This window comes from Bacillus sp. 95MFCvi2.1 (genome assembly GCF_000374965.1).
GTDB lineage: Bacteria > Bacillota > Bacilli > Bacillales > Bacillaceae_G > Bacillus_A > Bacillus_A pseudomycoides.
The window spans coordinates 291,839-307,055 of record NZ_KB895690.1 but is presented as its reverse complement, the minus strand read 5'-3'; the positions used below and the strand labels follow the sequence as shown (position 1 = coordinate 307,055).

The window sequence follows — 15,217 nt, the reverse complement described above, 5'->3', positions numbered from 1 at the left end:
AAACATCTCGTGCTATATGGCGCGAGATGTTTTTGTTAATTATTAATATTCAGTTTATCGAAAAGGGAATATATGGTTTAATAATAATTAGGAAGTTACGACAGATCCACCGTGTATAAAACTATCTGAAAATGATGAATAAAAAACATAACAAAGAAGGAGGTTTATCCTGGTTTCTCTGCGATATATTACATTTAGATATGCTTGGGTATCATTTTTAAACCAGAGATAGTTGTAATGATGAAAAATAAATGCGCACTCATAGTTTGTGGTCTTAGTCTGTGTGTGATTTTTGGTATGACAGCGTGTGATAAAAAGAAATAAAGAAATAAACTTTTGCCTAGAAAGGAAATCCACCGCAATCCTTTGCTGAGATTACCTTTTTAGATGGAAAAGTACGTTCTAAGTCACAGCAAGGTTTAAGTTAGTAATTAGAAGAAAAGGGGAAATAAAAATGAATTTGCAAACAGAAGATATTCAGCTTATTCCATATGATGAAAAATATAAAGAAATTATAGACGCATTTATTTTACCTAGTGAACAAATTCAATTTACAGCAAAACCAAGTGACTTGCTTGAAAAAGCTAAAAAAGACACAACTCGAAATGTTGTTGTTATTTTAGCGAATCATACACCAGTAGGAATTTTCGCATTACAATCAGGAACGAGGGTAGCAGAATACACAGATAATCCCAATGCTTTACTTTTAGTTGCCTTTTCTATCAATTACGAGAAACAAGGAAAAGGGTATGCCAAAAAAGGATTAGCCTTATTACATGACTTTGTAGCATCCTATTTTCCGAATAAAAATGAAATTGTACTAGCTGTAAATGAAAAAAATATTCCTGCTCAAAAGCTGTATTTAAAAGTAGGATTTGAAGATAGAGGTCAAAGAAGAATGGGCCCAATTGGAAGGCAGCTTGTTTTATATTTACCATCTTGATAATTCACCAAGTATACGTGCGACCGAATGTAGATGGTCTCCAAAAGGAAAAGAGACGCTGCGTAGTGTGGTAATATCAATGATAGCTATTTTGCGTAATAACTGTTATGAAATTGATTATAAACATTACCGGCTTATTGATGAACTGGACCAACATTAGAACAAGTTTGTAAAAAATATGAAGAAGAAAGAGAAGGCATTCCTATGTAAGGGAATGCCTTCTCCTATTATGTATACCTTTATTGATATCGTTTCGAAACAACGAATTCTACAAGTGGAATAACAATGAATGAAGAACAAAGCGCTATAAATAAAGGGAGATTTTGAATATTATCAAGCGAATATAAGGTAGAAAATCCTTCTGACCAAATCAATAAAATAAACATAATAACGACTAATACAAAATATCCAATTTTGAAACTTTTATATGTAATTTGTTGTCCCATTTCATCTTGACTTTCTTCTGACACGCCGTTTGGATCTCCCCATGTCATATGATTTATTAAATAACTAATTATTAAAGAAGCTCCAAAAATAGTCCCTCCGAGAATGGCTCCTTCGGTCGTATATTTGTATGCGCCATGTATGAGTATTCCAAGTAATGATAGTATAATAACTACGAAAATAAACTTATTCTGATTCATCGTATTCACCTCTTTATAAGTGTAAAAAACTCTTTACACTTAATAGTATAAAAATGACAGGGAGTAATGTCAAATATATTTTACATAAATAGATGAATTTATGAAAATTAATTATTTATTTCTCAGTTTAGAAATAAACATTAAAAAACAGAAAGGAAAAAGATTTCTATTTGGTTTGAATGTTAAAGTTATTATTTGCATATATTTGGAAGGGATGTCAGATTAAATTGGGGGGTAAATATGTCCATACTTTTAAAAGCGGGTGCAGACGCTGGAAATAATGGTTTAAAGTTAATGGTGAAAGGCCAAAATCCGATTTATATTCCAAGTATATATTCACTGTATATTGGGGAACCGACAGGCTTATTAGACGAAGAGGATGTACCGATATCTGAAGTGGAAAATCATATAGATGTGACGATTAATTCATCTTCACTCATGTTGAATAATGTACGTTACATTGTTGGGCAAAAGGTTATCAATGATCAGTTAAAAGGGACCGAAGTAGAGAAGAAGTCTAATAAATCTACAGATGAATTAATGGTTCTAACGATTTTATCAGGTTTAGCAATTAGCGCTATGCGTCATAGTCCGAAATTAGATCATATTAATATTCGTTACGATTTATCAGTTGCTCTTCCAATGCAAACTATTACGCAAGAAATCGCAGCAGAAAACGCTAAACGTTATATGGGAAATCATAAAATTATTTTTCATTATCCAAATGGAAGAGATGTAACGATAAATATATCCATTGAGTACTGTAAATGCTTACCAGAAGGGGCGTCTGGGACCTGGGGGATTGTGTACGATGAGGAAGGTAATATTTTAAAACATAAAGTTGCAAGTGAAAAAGATGCTATTACAGAGATTGATTTTGTGGATAAAACATTATTATCTTTTGATATTGGTGCGGGTACAACTGAGGAAGTTGTTTCATTTGGAGTGAATTTTAGACCGCAATTAAGTAAAGGATTGTCCTATGGAGTTAAAGAAACTTTATTGCAGATTATTACAAGATGGAATCGGAAGCATCCGACAAAAACAATAGATAGTATTACAGAGTTTAATCAAATTTATTTAAATGAGAAACACCCAAGGCATGCAATGCTAGTAGAAGAGTCACAACAGGCATTTCTAGGATTAGCTGCACGAGTTGCAACGGATATTATTAATAAAATTGATGATATGAAAGATGATCCGTATGTATTTATCTATGGCGGGGGCGCTGTCATCATTAAAAACAGTTTGCAACTTATTTTAAAACAAAAAGGTCGTTTAAAAAATGTAATATTTGTAGATAACCCTCTATTTACAAATGCACGTGGATTATTAGTTTATACATGTTCACCACGGTATAGAGAACATAAACAAAAAGAATTGGGATTTACGAATTTAACAATTAGTTAGTTGGTGTGAGTATGGGGCGCAAGCGGTATAAGCGTGGTGATCGGGTAAAAATCCATTTAAATAAATCTGTATCTTCTGAAATGATCGCATGGATTAATAAGCAATCTGATGTAACAAAATTTTTTTTATACGGTGCCCAGCAATTGTTTAAACAAGTAGGCGATATTGATGTATCTAAAACTTTACCTAGCAGCTATGTTTTTTCCATGTATATTGAACCTACTTCTATGTTTAAATTTGAAGTAAATCCTCTTAGAAAAGTGTCAATGGAAAAGAAAGGACCTGCCGAATGTGTAGAAAATAAATCTTGGGAATTTATTGATCAAATAGATTGTCCCTTCTTTTAAAACATATAAAAGTATATCTAAAGCCTACCACTGTAAATATGATTAAGTGGTAGGCTTTTTTTGCCCATTAATCATGCGAAATTCAAACCGAAAGTACGGAATATTTTGAAGGTAAATGGATGTTTATTAAAATAAAAAAATAAGGAGGGAGAATTTTGAAAGCGATTCTTCATAACAAAGGTCATGATACTTTTTTTCCTTGTCTAATGTACTCTATTCGATTCATTTTTTTACCTGCGATTTCTTATGATTAAACTGATAAGTTGGACACCCTTTAACCTGTGTTTTTATTCGGAATACGCCACCAGCATATGGATAAACTTCTAATTGATCTTGGTTCATTCTTGTCCTGGCAGTAGTAATATATAATTCTGTTAAGTCAGGTCCTCCAAATGTACAGGAAGTTACATTGAGTGCCGGAACAGGAACTGTTAGAATTTTTTCGCCAGTCATTGGATTCCATCTTGTGATTTTAGCACCGCCCCAATGTGCAATCCACAAACAGCCTTCCTCATCAATTGTCATTCCATCAGGTAATCCTTCACTATTAGGAATAATAATGATATCTATTGGGTTACTAATTGTTCCAGTGTGTATATCATAATCAAAACGAGTGACTTTTTTAGTAGGTGTGTCAATGAAATAAAGATACCGCTGGTCGGGTGACCAGGCTAAACCATTGGATGTATTTACATGTTCTAATTGCTTTTTTACACTAAAATCAGTATCCAAGAAATATAAAGAACCAGCTGCGCTGACTCCATATAAATCGGTAGTGCCAGCCCAAAAGCGACCAGCGGGATCGCACTTTCCATCGTTAAAGCGATTTTCTGACAGGTGAGACTCCGGGTTATGAATAAGTTTTAATTCCTCTGTTTCAAGATTAAGAGAATGGAAACCACGCTCCATTGCTAATATAACTCCGCCAGATGCATCTTGAACGACACATCCAATTTGTTGGTCTAATGAAATTTTACGATTTATATTTGTAATAGGGTTATAAATGCATACCTTTTTCCCTAAAATATCAACCCAGTATAATATTTGCTTTTCTTCATCCCAACAAGGGCCTTCTCCTAAGTTTGCTTTAGCATCGATAACTAATTCTAATTTTCCTAACAATGTATTTTTCTCCTTTCTATAAAGATAACCTATATATATTCGATGAAAATGGTAGCAAACCCTTTAATTTGGAGAAATTTGACAACGATAACATTATAAATTATTATATGGAAAATAACTTATAACAAAAGTGGCAATGAAGAGAAGAGTAGTTAAGAATGATTGCATACAGAGAACTCCGGTAGCTGAGAAGGAGGGGTAAAAATCTTAACGAAAAAAGACTTGGAGCTGTGCATAGAACTAACTTGTTTAGGGATAATGCGACGGGTTCTCCCGTTATAGAGATAGGGTATAAGCAAATGATTGCCGTACCTGAAGAGATTAATATGGTGACATATTAATAAACTGAGGTGGTACCACGAAGTGAACAACTCTCGTCCTCAAGATGAATAATCTTGGGGGTGGGAGTTTTTTTGTTTTGAAAAGGAAGTGGAAGAGTAAATAAAAAATTAATAAGAGGTGAATTATATGCACTGGGCATATCAAATCGCGCATGAACTTATTCAAAAACATCCAAATAAAGAGACGTTTGTATGTGCATCCGGAATTAGTCCTTCGGGGTCTGTTCATATAGGTAATTTTCGAGAAATAATAACGACCTATTTTGTTGTAAGAGCACTTCAAGATTTAGGAAAAAAGACACGATTTATATTTTCATGGGATGACTACGACCGATTTAGAAAGGTTCCGAAAAACGTTGATTCATCATTTGAGAAATATATTGGTATGCCATATTGTGATATTCCAGATCCATATGGTTGCCATAAATCGTATGCAGAGCATTTTGAAAAAGAATTTGAAAAATCATTAGAAACTTTTGGCATTGATGTGGAGTTTATTTATCAACATGAAGAATATAGAACTGGGAGATATAATCAACATATACTTCAAGCATTAAAAAGAAGAAAAGAAATCTACGACGTATTAATGAAATTCAAAACGAGTGAACCATCTGAAGATGAGCGGGAGATTTTTTATCCAATTACGCTATATTGTGAGCAATGCGGGAAAGATTCAACAAAAATAACAAATTTTGATGAAACATCGGAAACAATCCGATATGAGTGTGAATGTGGGAGTCATAATGTATTATCAGTAACGCAAACGAGTCACATGAAATTAAATTGGAAAATTGATTGGCCGATGAGATGGATGATAGAAGATGTGATTTTTGAACCGGGTGGGAGAGATCATTCAGCCGAAACAGGTAGTTATAATGTTTCAAAGGAGATAGCTAGTAAAATTTTCAATTATGAGGCACCGAATTATGTTGCCTATGATTTCATTGGAATAAAAGGTAATAATCAAAAAATGTCAAGTTCTGCTGGGAATATCATTACTCCAAGTGAATTATTAAATGTGTATTTGCCAGAAGTCATTCTATTTATGTTTTCAAAATATAAACCAAATGCAGCATTTCATATTGGTATGGATGAGGATGTGATTCGGAATTATACTGAGTATGAAAGATATAAAGAAGGTTATCAAAATAATAAGCTAAATAATGAAGAGTTCCGTGATGTAATTAGGCTTTCCGGCGTTAGTGATGAAAATGCCAGCTTACCAAAATTTAATCAAGTAGCAGGCATCTTGCCATTAGTGAACTTTGATACTCATATTTTACAAGAGATATTAGCGAAAGTGGATGCAGATTATAGCTTGATTGACATTATGAAAATAAGTAATCGTGTGGAATACTGGATTCGAAATTTACAACCGCAAAAAATCATTGAAGTAAATAAAGAAAAGAATTGGGAGTTTTACGAAACATTGGAAGAGGTACAGAAAAAGTGGATTTTAGAAGTTTGTGAAATAGTTCCTACAAATGCGGATAGTCCAAAGATAATGGAACAGATATATGAAATTTGTCATAATGAAAGTAAAAAGATAATGAAAGAGAATCAAAAATTACTTTTTAGAATCATTTATAGACTTGTTATCAATCAGCCAAGTGGTCCACGGATACCGTTACTTATATCTGTAATAGGTGCCGAGAAAATAGTGTCCTTATTGGATTTTTGTAACTAAGTAGAGTAGAATACTAACTCAAACACAAATTATATTATCAAGCTGTGTTTGAGTTGATTAATAGTATAACTAAGAATTCAAGGACTTGTATATGCGCGTCCTTGAATTCTTAAGGTTGTAACTAATAGAATGTGGTGAATTTTATAAAGTTATTATCGCGTATACATTTTCGGACATTCATCCCCGATTGGTTCATAAAAACAATGACTTTTAAATTGCCCTGCAAATGGTTGATTATACCATTCCGGTGGACAAGCACCAGTCGGCCGGAAATACCAAAGGGACCATCTTGCTGGCCAGCGCCATTCACCTTGTAATACACGTCTTGCAATTTCTTTTTCTGAGTCACGAGCACGTTGATAAAAATATCCGTATTGTACAGCTTCAAATCCACCTGGAGTTTGATATACCGCATCACTTACGGTACGTAATTGTTTAAAGTCTAAGCAGTCACAAAAAACGCGGTTTACTACAACGCAGCCGACAAGCTGTTCGCCTTGTCTACCTTCACCTTCAGCCTCAGCACGGATTAAGCGTGCTAATAAATCGACATCGCTTTCATTATAAGGAATAAGAGCCATATTAGTTCCTCCCTTGTAGAGGTGGTTATAGTAAAGGTTATGTAGGAAAATGAGTGTGGTGCTTTTACAAATGTGTTTTAAGAATAGTTGGCTTATAAAAGTGTTTGATTATTTTCTGTCTGTGTTGAATAAGAAAAGCATTGTTTCTTTCGCTGTGTTAACTTTAGTAAAGAATGTTGTCTTAACAAGGAGGGGATATGCAAGTGTAAAGTTTTTATTATTAGTCTGATTATAAATCACCATAGCATACTCCAAGTTCTAAGGTTTTATTTTATTAATTTCCCTATACAAACTACCCCGTTGGATCGATTCCCATTCATTGTTGTATATTCCACTTTCTCATATGCCAGCTGTTTAAAATCCTTCATCCAGCACTTTACTTGTTCTTCATTATGATGGCGTAAAATGGCTCCGTCAGGTAATTCAAATACACCGTATATATCATATTTTTGATAAAATTGATCGTATCGCTTTAAAATACGATTGTCCTGATTTAATAGAAAGTCATTAATATAAATTATTCCATTAGGTTTTAAGACTCTCTTAATTTCATCTAAAATCGCTCTTTGTTCTTCGTCACTATGAATACAAGTTAGTACTGCGAATAAAAGTACAGAGTCAAAATAATTATCAGGAAATGCTAGGTTTCTATTTTCAATGACACTAAAATGAATCCCCATATCGTCTACTTTTGCTCTTTTAATCATTTCTTCTGAGAAGTCAACGCCATAAAGATTGGTAAACTGTGTTTTTCTTAACTCACGCAATGTTCTTCCATATCCACATCCATAGTCTAAGATAGTCGCTTCTTGTTTTACATGTGTTTGAAACAAATCAAATCGAAAGGGAGTTGTAAATTGTTTTTCATGTGCAACCTCGTTCCAATATTGTTTTTGCTGTTTCATTAGTTAACTCATTCCTTTCTTATAGTTTACATTTGATTATAGAGTTTGCATTAAGGAAAAAATAGACTTTAAAAATACTGAATTTTTTGATATGAGAAATTTGAATAAAAAAAGAAATAATATTTAAATTAACTTATAACAAACTTGTATTTTAACAGGGAGGAAAGGTGTAGAAGAAGCATCCCTTTTACTATACCGCATCTTACATCATATCCATCCTTTTTCATCAGCGATACGAATGGCTTGAAATCTTGATTCAGCTTCAAGCTTTTGAATGGAAGATGATAAATAATTTCTAACAGTTCCGTTTGTTAAATACAATGTTTTACCAATTTCTCCCGTTGTCATCCCGTTTTTAACCATACGGAGTATCTCTACTTCACGGGCAGTTAGTGGATTATCTTCTTTTAAAAACAGCGTAGCAGTTAGGTCTGCACTTACTACACGTTCACCATTCATTACTTTATGAATCGCTTCAATAAGAAATTCAATTGGTTCGTCCTTTAGTAAATATGCGTCTACTTTTGCGTCCATCGCTTTTTGCAAGTATCCTGGACGAGCAAAAGTTGTAACTATCATTATTTTACAGGAATGTCCCATTGTTCTTAATTTTTCTGCGATTTCAAGTCCAGTGATGTCGGGGATTTCGATATCGAGAAGACACACATCGGGTTGTTGTTTTGTAATAATGTTCCAAGCATCTACCCCATTTGAAACTTCTGCAATCACTTCAATGTCATCTTCTAGTCTTAATAGAGAAACTAGGGCTCCGCGAAGCATTTTTTGATCCTCAGCAATTACAATACGAATCATTTTACTGCCGCCTTTCTTGTATCGTTTTACAAGGTTAATTTGTTTCTACTAAGTTTGTTGAAATAGGTATCTTTAAAATAATCGTTGTGCCGTTGTTTCTTAATGTATGTATATCTACTGTGCCATGTATTATCTTCATTCGTTCCCGAATTGATTGAACTCCGAATCCAAGTGGCTCATGTTGAAAGCCAATTCCATCATCGTTTATTTTTATTTGAAACCATTTTGTATCCATTTCTTGAACGATTGTACAATGGTTTGCTTGGCTATGCCTTAGAATATTTGTAATGGCCTCTCTTATAGAGAGAGCAACCATTGTTTCCGCAACATTTGTTAACAAAGGTGCGTTTCTATTTGCATTAGTCGTAAATTGGATACCGGCTGTATGTAATAGCTCACGTAGATGATTTAATTCACTTTCAATCGATATATATTTCATATCAGTAACTAGTTCACGTACTTGTTTTAATGCGAAACGTGATGTGTCTAAAATATCATTTAATTCTTGTTTTGCTTGTGGTGGATCCTTTTCTATCAATCGTATTGTCAGTTCACTTTTCAGTTTAATCATTGTCAATGTTTGCCCGAGTGTATCATGAAGGTCTCTTGCAATGCGGTGTCTTTCTTCTTCTTGAATATATCTTTCAATTTGAGAGTTTGCGGCGCTTAGCTCCTTTTGTAAAGATTTTGCTTTTTCCCGGATATGGATGACAAATGGTTGTACAAGTTGAAGGATAAAGGCAAGAAGCAAAGAAGTTTTTAATATGTAAAAAGGGTGACCAAAGGTATACCAACTAACAAGAAAAAACATCATTGCGATGCCTACTGTACCGATGCCGATATACAATTTAGATTGGGCTCTTCCTAATAAATTCCCGATGACAAAACCATAAAAAAGCAGCCATGATTCGATGAATATTGCAAGTAGTGCAAATAATATGCAGCTACATAAACTGGAGAGGAGAAGGCGCCAGCACGCATAAGACGTATCCCTAATAGGAAAAGGAAAATATTCATTGGAATAACAAAAATTACTTCCAGTCGATTCGCAATAAAGTTTGTTAGTCGATAATGGATTTGTTCAAACCAAGTTCCATCACTATAAAGAGTTGCAATTTCATTAGCGTTACCTAGTGAAATGTTACCTCCTATGAATTTTAAATACATAAATATAGCAAGAATGACAAGCATAGCAGCTCCGTGAAAGATACCTATCATTTTCATAGCTCGATTAATCCATTTGTCACCACGTTTAATAATGAAAGCAACAATAATTGCGGTTATTCCATAGCTCATTAAAATATCATATTCCATAACCAAGGTGAAATGAATGAAACCTTCTAATAAAAGTATAAAAGAAGTCCATAGGTAAACGCCAGGCCATGTATTTCCTTTGCGTAAAGATTGTTGATATTTGAGTTCAAGTCCTACACCAAACATAATTGTTAATAAACCGAGAAGTTTTCCGTTCACTAAAAATAAAACGAACAGCCGAATAAAATCATTAACTGACATCCACCAAATTGCATGATCGAACGTAAAGATATAAGAAATATCACCTAAATATGCAAAAATCCAAATGTTTGTACCAAGTGTTCCTAACACAGCAAAGCCTCTTAATATATCAAGCAAACGAATTCTTTTGTTGTTATTTCTCATTATTTTCCTCTTTTCTTATGATTTTGTCATTATTGTATCTTTAAAAAGGAGTATTTTGTATGCATAGGTGTCAGTTAAAGTAAATGACACCTGTCATATAGGCGAAGAAATGCAGTGTTTAAATAGTCATGCAATGAATTTTTAAAAATAAGTAAGAAAAAATATGGTAGTATATGCATACGTAGAGAGTATAAGAAAGGAATGAAAACATGGTTAAAATTATGATTGTGGAAGATGATCCTAAAATCGCGGAATTATTATCTTCTTATATCGAGAAATACAGGTATCAAGCAATTGTTATTGTTGATTTTCAATGTGTATTAGATATGTTTTTACAAGAGAAACCAGACTTAGTGCTACTAGATATTAATTTACCAAGTTTCGATGGATATTATTGGTGCAGGCAAATTCGCGCTATTTCTACGTGTCCTATTTTATTTATTTCAGCTCGTGAAGGAACAATGGATCAAGTGATGGCATTAGAAAATGGTGGGGATGATTATATTCCAAAGCCGTTTCATTATGAAGTTGTAATGGCGAAAATTCGTAGTCAACTAAGGCGTGCATATGGAGATTATGCACCCAAAATAGAAGAACGAATGATTGAACAACAAGGGCTTACTTTGTTTCCAGAGCGTTTAGTATTACAATTACGTAATCAAGAAATTGATGTAACAAGAAATGAAGCAATTTTGTTAGAAATGTTAATGAAAAATTATCCGCGCGTTGTAAGTAGAGAAGTGCTATTGAACAAACTTTGGGATAGTGAATCATATGTTGATGATAATACACTAAGTGTGAATACAACACGCGTTAGGAAAAAGTTGCAAGCATTAGGTATTCAAGGTGCAATTGAAACCATTCGTAGTGTCGGTTATCGATTACATATAACATGGGAAATCGGTGGAGAAAAATGATAAAACTATTTATACGTGAGCATATTCCACTGCTATGCTTTACAATTTTTCAATTCATTGCTATTTTTCTTGTTTATTGGTTTGATGGCTATCGTCATATGACAACTGCACTTTATGCAATGTTTTTAGGATTATGTTTTTTGATTGCATATTTACTATATCGCTATTTTACCCATAAGTCTTTTTATGAAAGGTTAGCAAATCCGCTGCGATCTTTAGATGAATCCGTGCAAAAATCAGATTTTGCAGTCTTGTCTACTGCATTACATGAGTTATTAGAAGTACAATACCGTCATTATCAGAATCAGTTACAAGTGCAGGAACGTAAAAATGAGGAGCATTTAACTTTTATGAATCAATGGATTCATCAAATGAAAACACCTTTATCTGTTATTGAATTACTTACACAAGATGAAGTTGATCCTCGATTTGAAAGTATCAATGAAGAAGCGGATAAATTAAAAAAAGGATTAGAAATGGCTTTATATGTGGCACGTCTGGAAACTTTCACACAAGATTTTTATGTAGAAAGAGTCCAATTGTATAAGTTAGTAAACGAAGCAATACATGAACATAAGCGTTTTTTTATCCGCAATTTTGTATATCCCGAAGTAAAAATTGAAAAAGACATCATTGTAGAGAGTGATGCGAAGTGGCTTCAATTCTTAGTTGGTCAGATTCTCTCTAATGCAATTAAATATTCAACGGGTAGTAGAGAAAAAATTATACTGAAAGCATATAATGTAGACAAGCGGGTCATCTTAGAAGTGAGTGATTTTGGAGTAGGCATACCGAAGCAAGATATACCACGAGTATTTCAACCTTTCTTCACAGGAGAGAATGGTAGAGATTTTAAAGAATCTACAGGGATGGGACTATATCTTGTACATGAAATTGCAAAACATTTAGGTCACAAAGTAGAAATCTATTCTGAAGTAAAAAAAGGTACGACTGTACGGATTATTTTTTATACTTTATAAAAGCTGATGAAAGATTCTATTTCATCAGCTTTTTTAGAAATCTTACAAAGTTGTAAGATAAATGAAAGACGAATCAATATGAGATGTAAGATAACTCCTTTACACTTCAAATTAGTTAGTATAAATGAAGGGAGAATAAAGTATGGAAATATTGCAGGCGAAAGGGATTAGTAAGGTATATAAGGGTAAAGTTCCTTATAAAGCTCTTGCTGATATTGATTTATCTATTCAAGAGGGTGAATTTGTTGGGATTATGGGACCGTCTGGTAGTGGGAAAACTACATTGTTAAATATGGTATCCACGATTGATTCACCAACATCAGGAAACATTTTAATAAATGGTACGAACCCTTTTCAATTGTCATCTGAAGAATTAGCGTTATTTCGTCGACAACAGTTAGGATTTGTTTTTCAATCTTTTAATCTTCTCAGTACGCTTACTGTAAAAGAAAACATTGTGTTGCCGATGACGTTAGATGGAGTGGCTGTAAAGGAAATGAATAAGCGGGTGGAAGAAGTTGCAGAAAAGTTAGGCATTCTCGATATTTTGCATAAAAGAACATATGAAATTTCAGGTGGTCAAGCACAGCGAACCGCAATTGCTCGTGCAATCATTCATAAGCCACAATTGTTATTAGCGGATGAACCTACGGGAAACTTAGATTCTAAGTCTTCGAATGATGTGATGGATATGTTAGAAGAACTGAATAAGAAAGAACGTGCAACCATGATGCTTGTTACTCATGATCCATATGCAGCAAGTTACTGTAGTCGCGTTATCTTCATTAAAGACGGTGAATTGTATAATGAAATTTACTGCGGTGAAAGTAGGCAAGCTTTTTACCAAAAGATTATGGATGTTCTCTCGTTGTTAGGAGGGAAAAGGCATGACTTTTCGTCAATTCGCGTTTAATAATGTTTTTCGTAATAAACGGACATATGCCGCTCATTTTTTAAGTAGTACATTTTCTATTATGATTTTTTTTACATACGCGCTTTTATTATTTCATCCTAATTTAACAGGGGAGTTAAAATCGACAAGTGAAACGATAAGTGAACTCGGAACAATCGGGTTTAGGATCTCACAAGGCTTGATTTTTGTTTTTTCATTTTTCTTTATCTTATATTCAGTAAGCTCATTTTTAAAAACACGTAAAAAAGAGTTTGGTATTTTAATGATACAAGGAATGTCTATTAGGCAGTTAAAAAAGTTAGTATTAATTGAAAATATGTTAATTGGTATTTCTTCGATTTTTATAGGTATTATCATTGGTCTTATCTTTTCTAAATTAGTGTTACTCATTAGCGCAAGTATTTTAATGATTAACAATGGATTGCCGTTTTATATTCCAATTCAAGCGATTGTATTAACAATTATTACATTCCTGCTTTTATTTTTAATTGTATCACTTGTTACTTTTAAGATGATAAAAGTGACTGAACTTGTGGAACTGATTCAAACAGAAGAAAAACCAAAGCCTGAACCAAAGGCCTCTCTTTTACTATCATTTTTATCTCTACTTAGTATAGGTGGGGGATATAGTACAGTATTTCGTTTTATCATTAGTCAAAATCCGGTTCTATTAGTATTAGGTGTATTACTTGTAATCATTGGAACATATTTTTTATACACACAATGTAGTGTTTTTTTATTGCGTATAGCGAAAAAGAGAGAATCTTTATTTTTGAAAAGAACAAATATATTAACATTTTCAGAATTAATTTACCGTATGAAAGATAATGCAATGATGTTTTTTATTGTATCTATCATTTCAGCAGTGGCGTTCACTGCAATTGGAACTACCGCTGCACTTGGGAATCAAGAACTAGCAAGAATGACAAATCCTTATACATTTACGTATATGAGTTTTGAAGGAAATAAAATGGTAAATGAACACCTTTCAACAATTAAGAAGCATCTTGAAGATGCCAATATCTCTTATCAATTTGCATCTGCTTCTACTAAATATACGGAAAGTAATGTTTCTGTTATGAAATTAAGTGAATATAATAATCTTGCGAAGGCTCTAGGCTATCAAGAGGAGACGCTTGATAGAGAAGATGAAATTTTGCTAGTCCCAGGATGGGTGGCACAAAAACAAGAATTTGAAAATAGGGAATTCAAAAAAGAAATTGAAGTAATTCATGGAGATTGGATGCAAACATTTCATGTGAAAAAGGCTGTGAAACATTTAGTTTTACCACATGAAGTAGGAAGTACTTTAATTGCAGTACAAGACCAAGTGTATGATAAAGTTCCTTTTATTGATCGTGAGGATATCCCGCAGTCCAAAGAACGTATTTACGGATTTGTTGCAGATAATTGGATGAAAACAAAAGAAATTTCACAACAATTAACTAGCATACTGGACAGAGAGAGTGGAGAGCGCCATTTTTATTTCGCAGCTCTAGCATTGCAGTGGTTACAAGCAAAACAGACAAACGGATTACTACTTATGGCAAGTGTTTTAGTGGGAATTGTCTTCTTTACATTTGCAGCGAGCTTTATTTATTTCCGTTTATATACAGATTTAAATCGAGATCAGCAACAATATAAAATGATCTCGAAAATGGGATTAAGTAGACGCGAGTTAAAAAGGATCGTAACAAGGCAGCTGCTAATCATGTTCTTTTTACCAATTATCGTTGCGGTAATTCATACTGCAGTTGCATATACCGCATTACAACAATTAGTGGATTTTTCTATTTTAAACAGTTCTATCGTTATCTTAATATCATTTGTATGTATACAAATTTTGTATTTCTTTATAACTCGTTGGCGTTACCTCCAAAAACTTTATAAGACAATGGATCAATAAAAGCACTATGAATAGGGCTTGATTATATTATAGAGAAATAAAGTCTCAC

Annotated in this window: 14 protein-coding genes, 1 pseudogene and 1 other annotated feature; of the genes and pseudogenes, 8 read left to right on the top strand and 7 right to left on the bottom strand. The window is 33.3% G+C overall.

Features of this window, described 5'->3' with window-relative positions:
* Nucleotides 1-454: 454 nt before the first annotated feature.
* The gene (locus tag C568_RS0101600; RefSeq protein WP_018766012.1) at nucleotides 455-943 is read left to right on the top strand and encodes a GNAT family N-acetyltransferase; all 489 of its coding nucleotides are present in this window, start codon (nucleotides 455-457) and stop codon (nucleotides 941-943) included.
* Nucleotides 944-1,182: 239 nt separating this feature from the next.
* Here the strand turns inward: C568_RS0101600 and C568_RS0101595 are convergent, their stop codons facing one another.
* A complete protein-coding gene (locus C568_RS0101595; RefSeq protein ID WP_018780584.1) occupies nucleotides 1,183-1,587 on the bottom strand; it encodes a hypothetical protein in 405 nt (134 codons plus the stop codon).
* Nucleotides 1,588-1,827: 240 nt separating this feature from the next.
* Here C568_RS0101595 and C568_RS0101590 point away from each other — a divergent pair, with 240 nt between their 5' ends.
* Both C568_RS0101590 and C568_RS0101585 read left to right on the top strand, forming a co-directional pair.
* Nucleotides 1,828-2,997: a ParM/StbA family protein gene (locus C568_RS0101590; protein WP_003204545.1), complete on the top strand. Its 1,170-nt coding sequence runs from the start codon at nucleotides 1,828-1,830 to the stop codon at nucleotides 2,995-2,997.
* Nucleotides 2,998-3,008: 11 nt separating this feature from the next.
* On the top strand, nucleotides 3,009-3,344 hold the full coding sequence (locus tag C568_RS0101585; protein ID WP_006095004.1) for a hypothetical protein: 336 nt from the start codon (nucleotides 3,009-3,011) through the stop codon (nucleotides 3,342-3,344).
* A 222-nt stretch (nucleotides 3,345-3,566) separates the two neighbouring features.
* Here C568_RS0101585 and C568_RS0101580 read toward each other — a convergent pair whose 3' ends face one another.
* Complete coding sequence (locus C568_RS0101580; RefSeq protein WP_018780583.1) at nucleotides 3,567-4,466, bottom strand: SMP-30/gluconolactonase/LRE family protein; 900 nt, start codon at nucleotides 4,464-4,466, stop codon at nucleotides 3,567-3,569.
* 127 nt (nucleotides 4,467-4,593) lie between these two features.
* Nucleotides 4,594-4,851: a binding site (T-box leader), on the top strand.
* Nucleotides 4,852-4,934: 83 nt separating this feature from the next.
* Here C568_RS0101580 and lysS point away from each other — a divergent pair.
* Nucleotides 4,935-6,494, top strand: a complete 1,560-nt coding sequence (gene lysS / locus C568_RS0101570) for a lysine--tRNA ligase (RefSeq protein ID WP_018780581.1) — start codon at nucleotides 4,935-4,937, stop codon at nucleotides 6,492-6,494.
* Between the two features lie 152 nt (nucleotides 6,495-6,646).
* Here the strand turns inward: lysS and C568_RS0101565 are convergent, their stop codons facing one another.
* From C568_RS0101565 to C568_RS30360, 5 genes and pseudogenes are all read right to left on the bottom strand, one after another.
* A complete protein-coding gene (locus C568_RS0101565; RefSeq protein WP_003204532.1) occupies nucleotides 6,647-7,075 on the bottom strand; it encodes a cell wall hydrolase in 429 nt (142 codons plus the stop codon).
* Between the two features lie 266 nt (nucleotides 7,076-7,341).
* The gene (locus C568_RS0101560; protein WP_018780580.1) at nucleotides 7,342-7,980 is read right to left on the bottom strand and encodes a class I SAM-dependent methyltransferase; all 639 of its coding nucleotides are present in this window, start codon (nucleotides 7,978-7,980) and stop codon (nucleotides 7,342-7,344) included.
* 207 nt (nucleotides 7,981-8,187) lie between these two features.
* Nucleotides 8,188-8,793 carry a response regulator transcription factor gene (locus C568_RS0101555; RefSeq protein ID WP_018780579.1) on the bottom strand — a complete coding sequence of 202 codons (606 nt, stop codon included), beginning with the start codon at nucleotides 8,791-8,793 and terminating at the stop codon, nucleotides 8,188-8,190.
* 34 nt (nucleotides 8,794-8,827) lie between these two features.
* Entirely contained in the window at nucleotides 8,828-9,640 is an 813-nt protein-coding gene (locus tag C568_RS0101550) for a sensor histidine kinase (RefSeq protein WP_003207223.1), read from the bottom strand.
* A 113-nt stretch (nucleotides 9,641-9,753) separates the two neighbouring features.
* Nucleotides 9,754-10,452, bottom strand: a pseudogene (locus C568_RS30360) (DUF418 domain-containing protein); the annotation flags it as partial.
* 209 nt (nucleotides 10,453-10,661) lie between these two features.
* Here C568_RS30360 and C568_RS0101540 point away from each other — a divergent pair.
* The 4 genes from C568_RS0101540 (at nucleotide 10,662) to C568_RS0101525 (ending at nucleotide 15,168) form a co-directional block, all read left to right on the top strand.
* Nucleotides 10,662-11,369 (top strand): response regulator transcription factor, encoded by a 708-nt coding sequence (locus C568_RS0101540; RefSeq protein ID WP_018780577.1) that lies wholly within the window; start codon nucleotides 10,662-10,664, stop codon nucleotides 11,367-11,369.
* Nucleotides 11,366-12,349 carry a sensor histidine kinase gene (locus C568_RS0101535; RefSeq protein ID WP_018780576.1) on the top strand — a complete coding sequence of 328 codons (984 nt, stop codon included), beginning with the start codon at nucleotides 11,366-11,368 and terminating at the stop codon, nucleotides 12,347-12,349. The genes C568_RS0101540 and C568_RS0101535 overlap by 4 nt, the downstream gene beginning before the upstream one ends.
* Nucleotides 12,350-12,491: 142 nt before the next feature.
* Nucleotides 12,492-13,262 carry an ABC transporter ATP-binding protein gene (locus C568_RS0101530; RefSeq protein ID WP_018780575.1) on the top strand — a complete coding sequence of 257 codons (771 nt, stop codon included), beginning with the start codon at nucleotides 12,492-12,494 and terminating at the stop codon, nucleotides 13,260-13,262.
* Nucleotides 13,237-15,168 carry an ABC transporter permease gene (locus tag C568_RS0101525; RefSeq protein WP_018780574.1) on the top strand — a complete coding sequence of 644 codons (1,932 nt, stop codon included), beginning with the start codon at nucleotides 13,237-13,239 and terminating at the stop codon, nucleotides 15,166-15,168. The genes C568_RS0101530 and C568_RS0101525 overlap by 26 nt, the downstream gene beginning before the upstream one ends.
* Nucleotides 15,169-15,217: the final 49 nt, after the last annotated feature.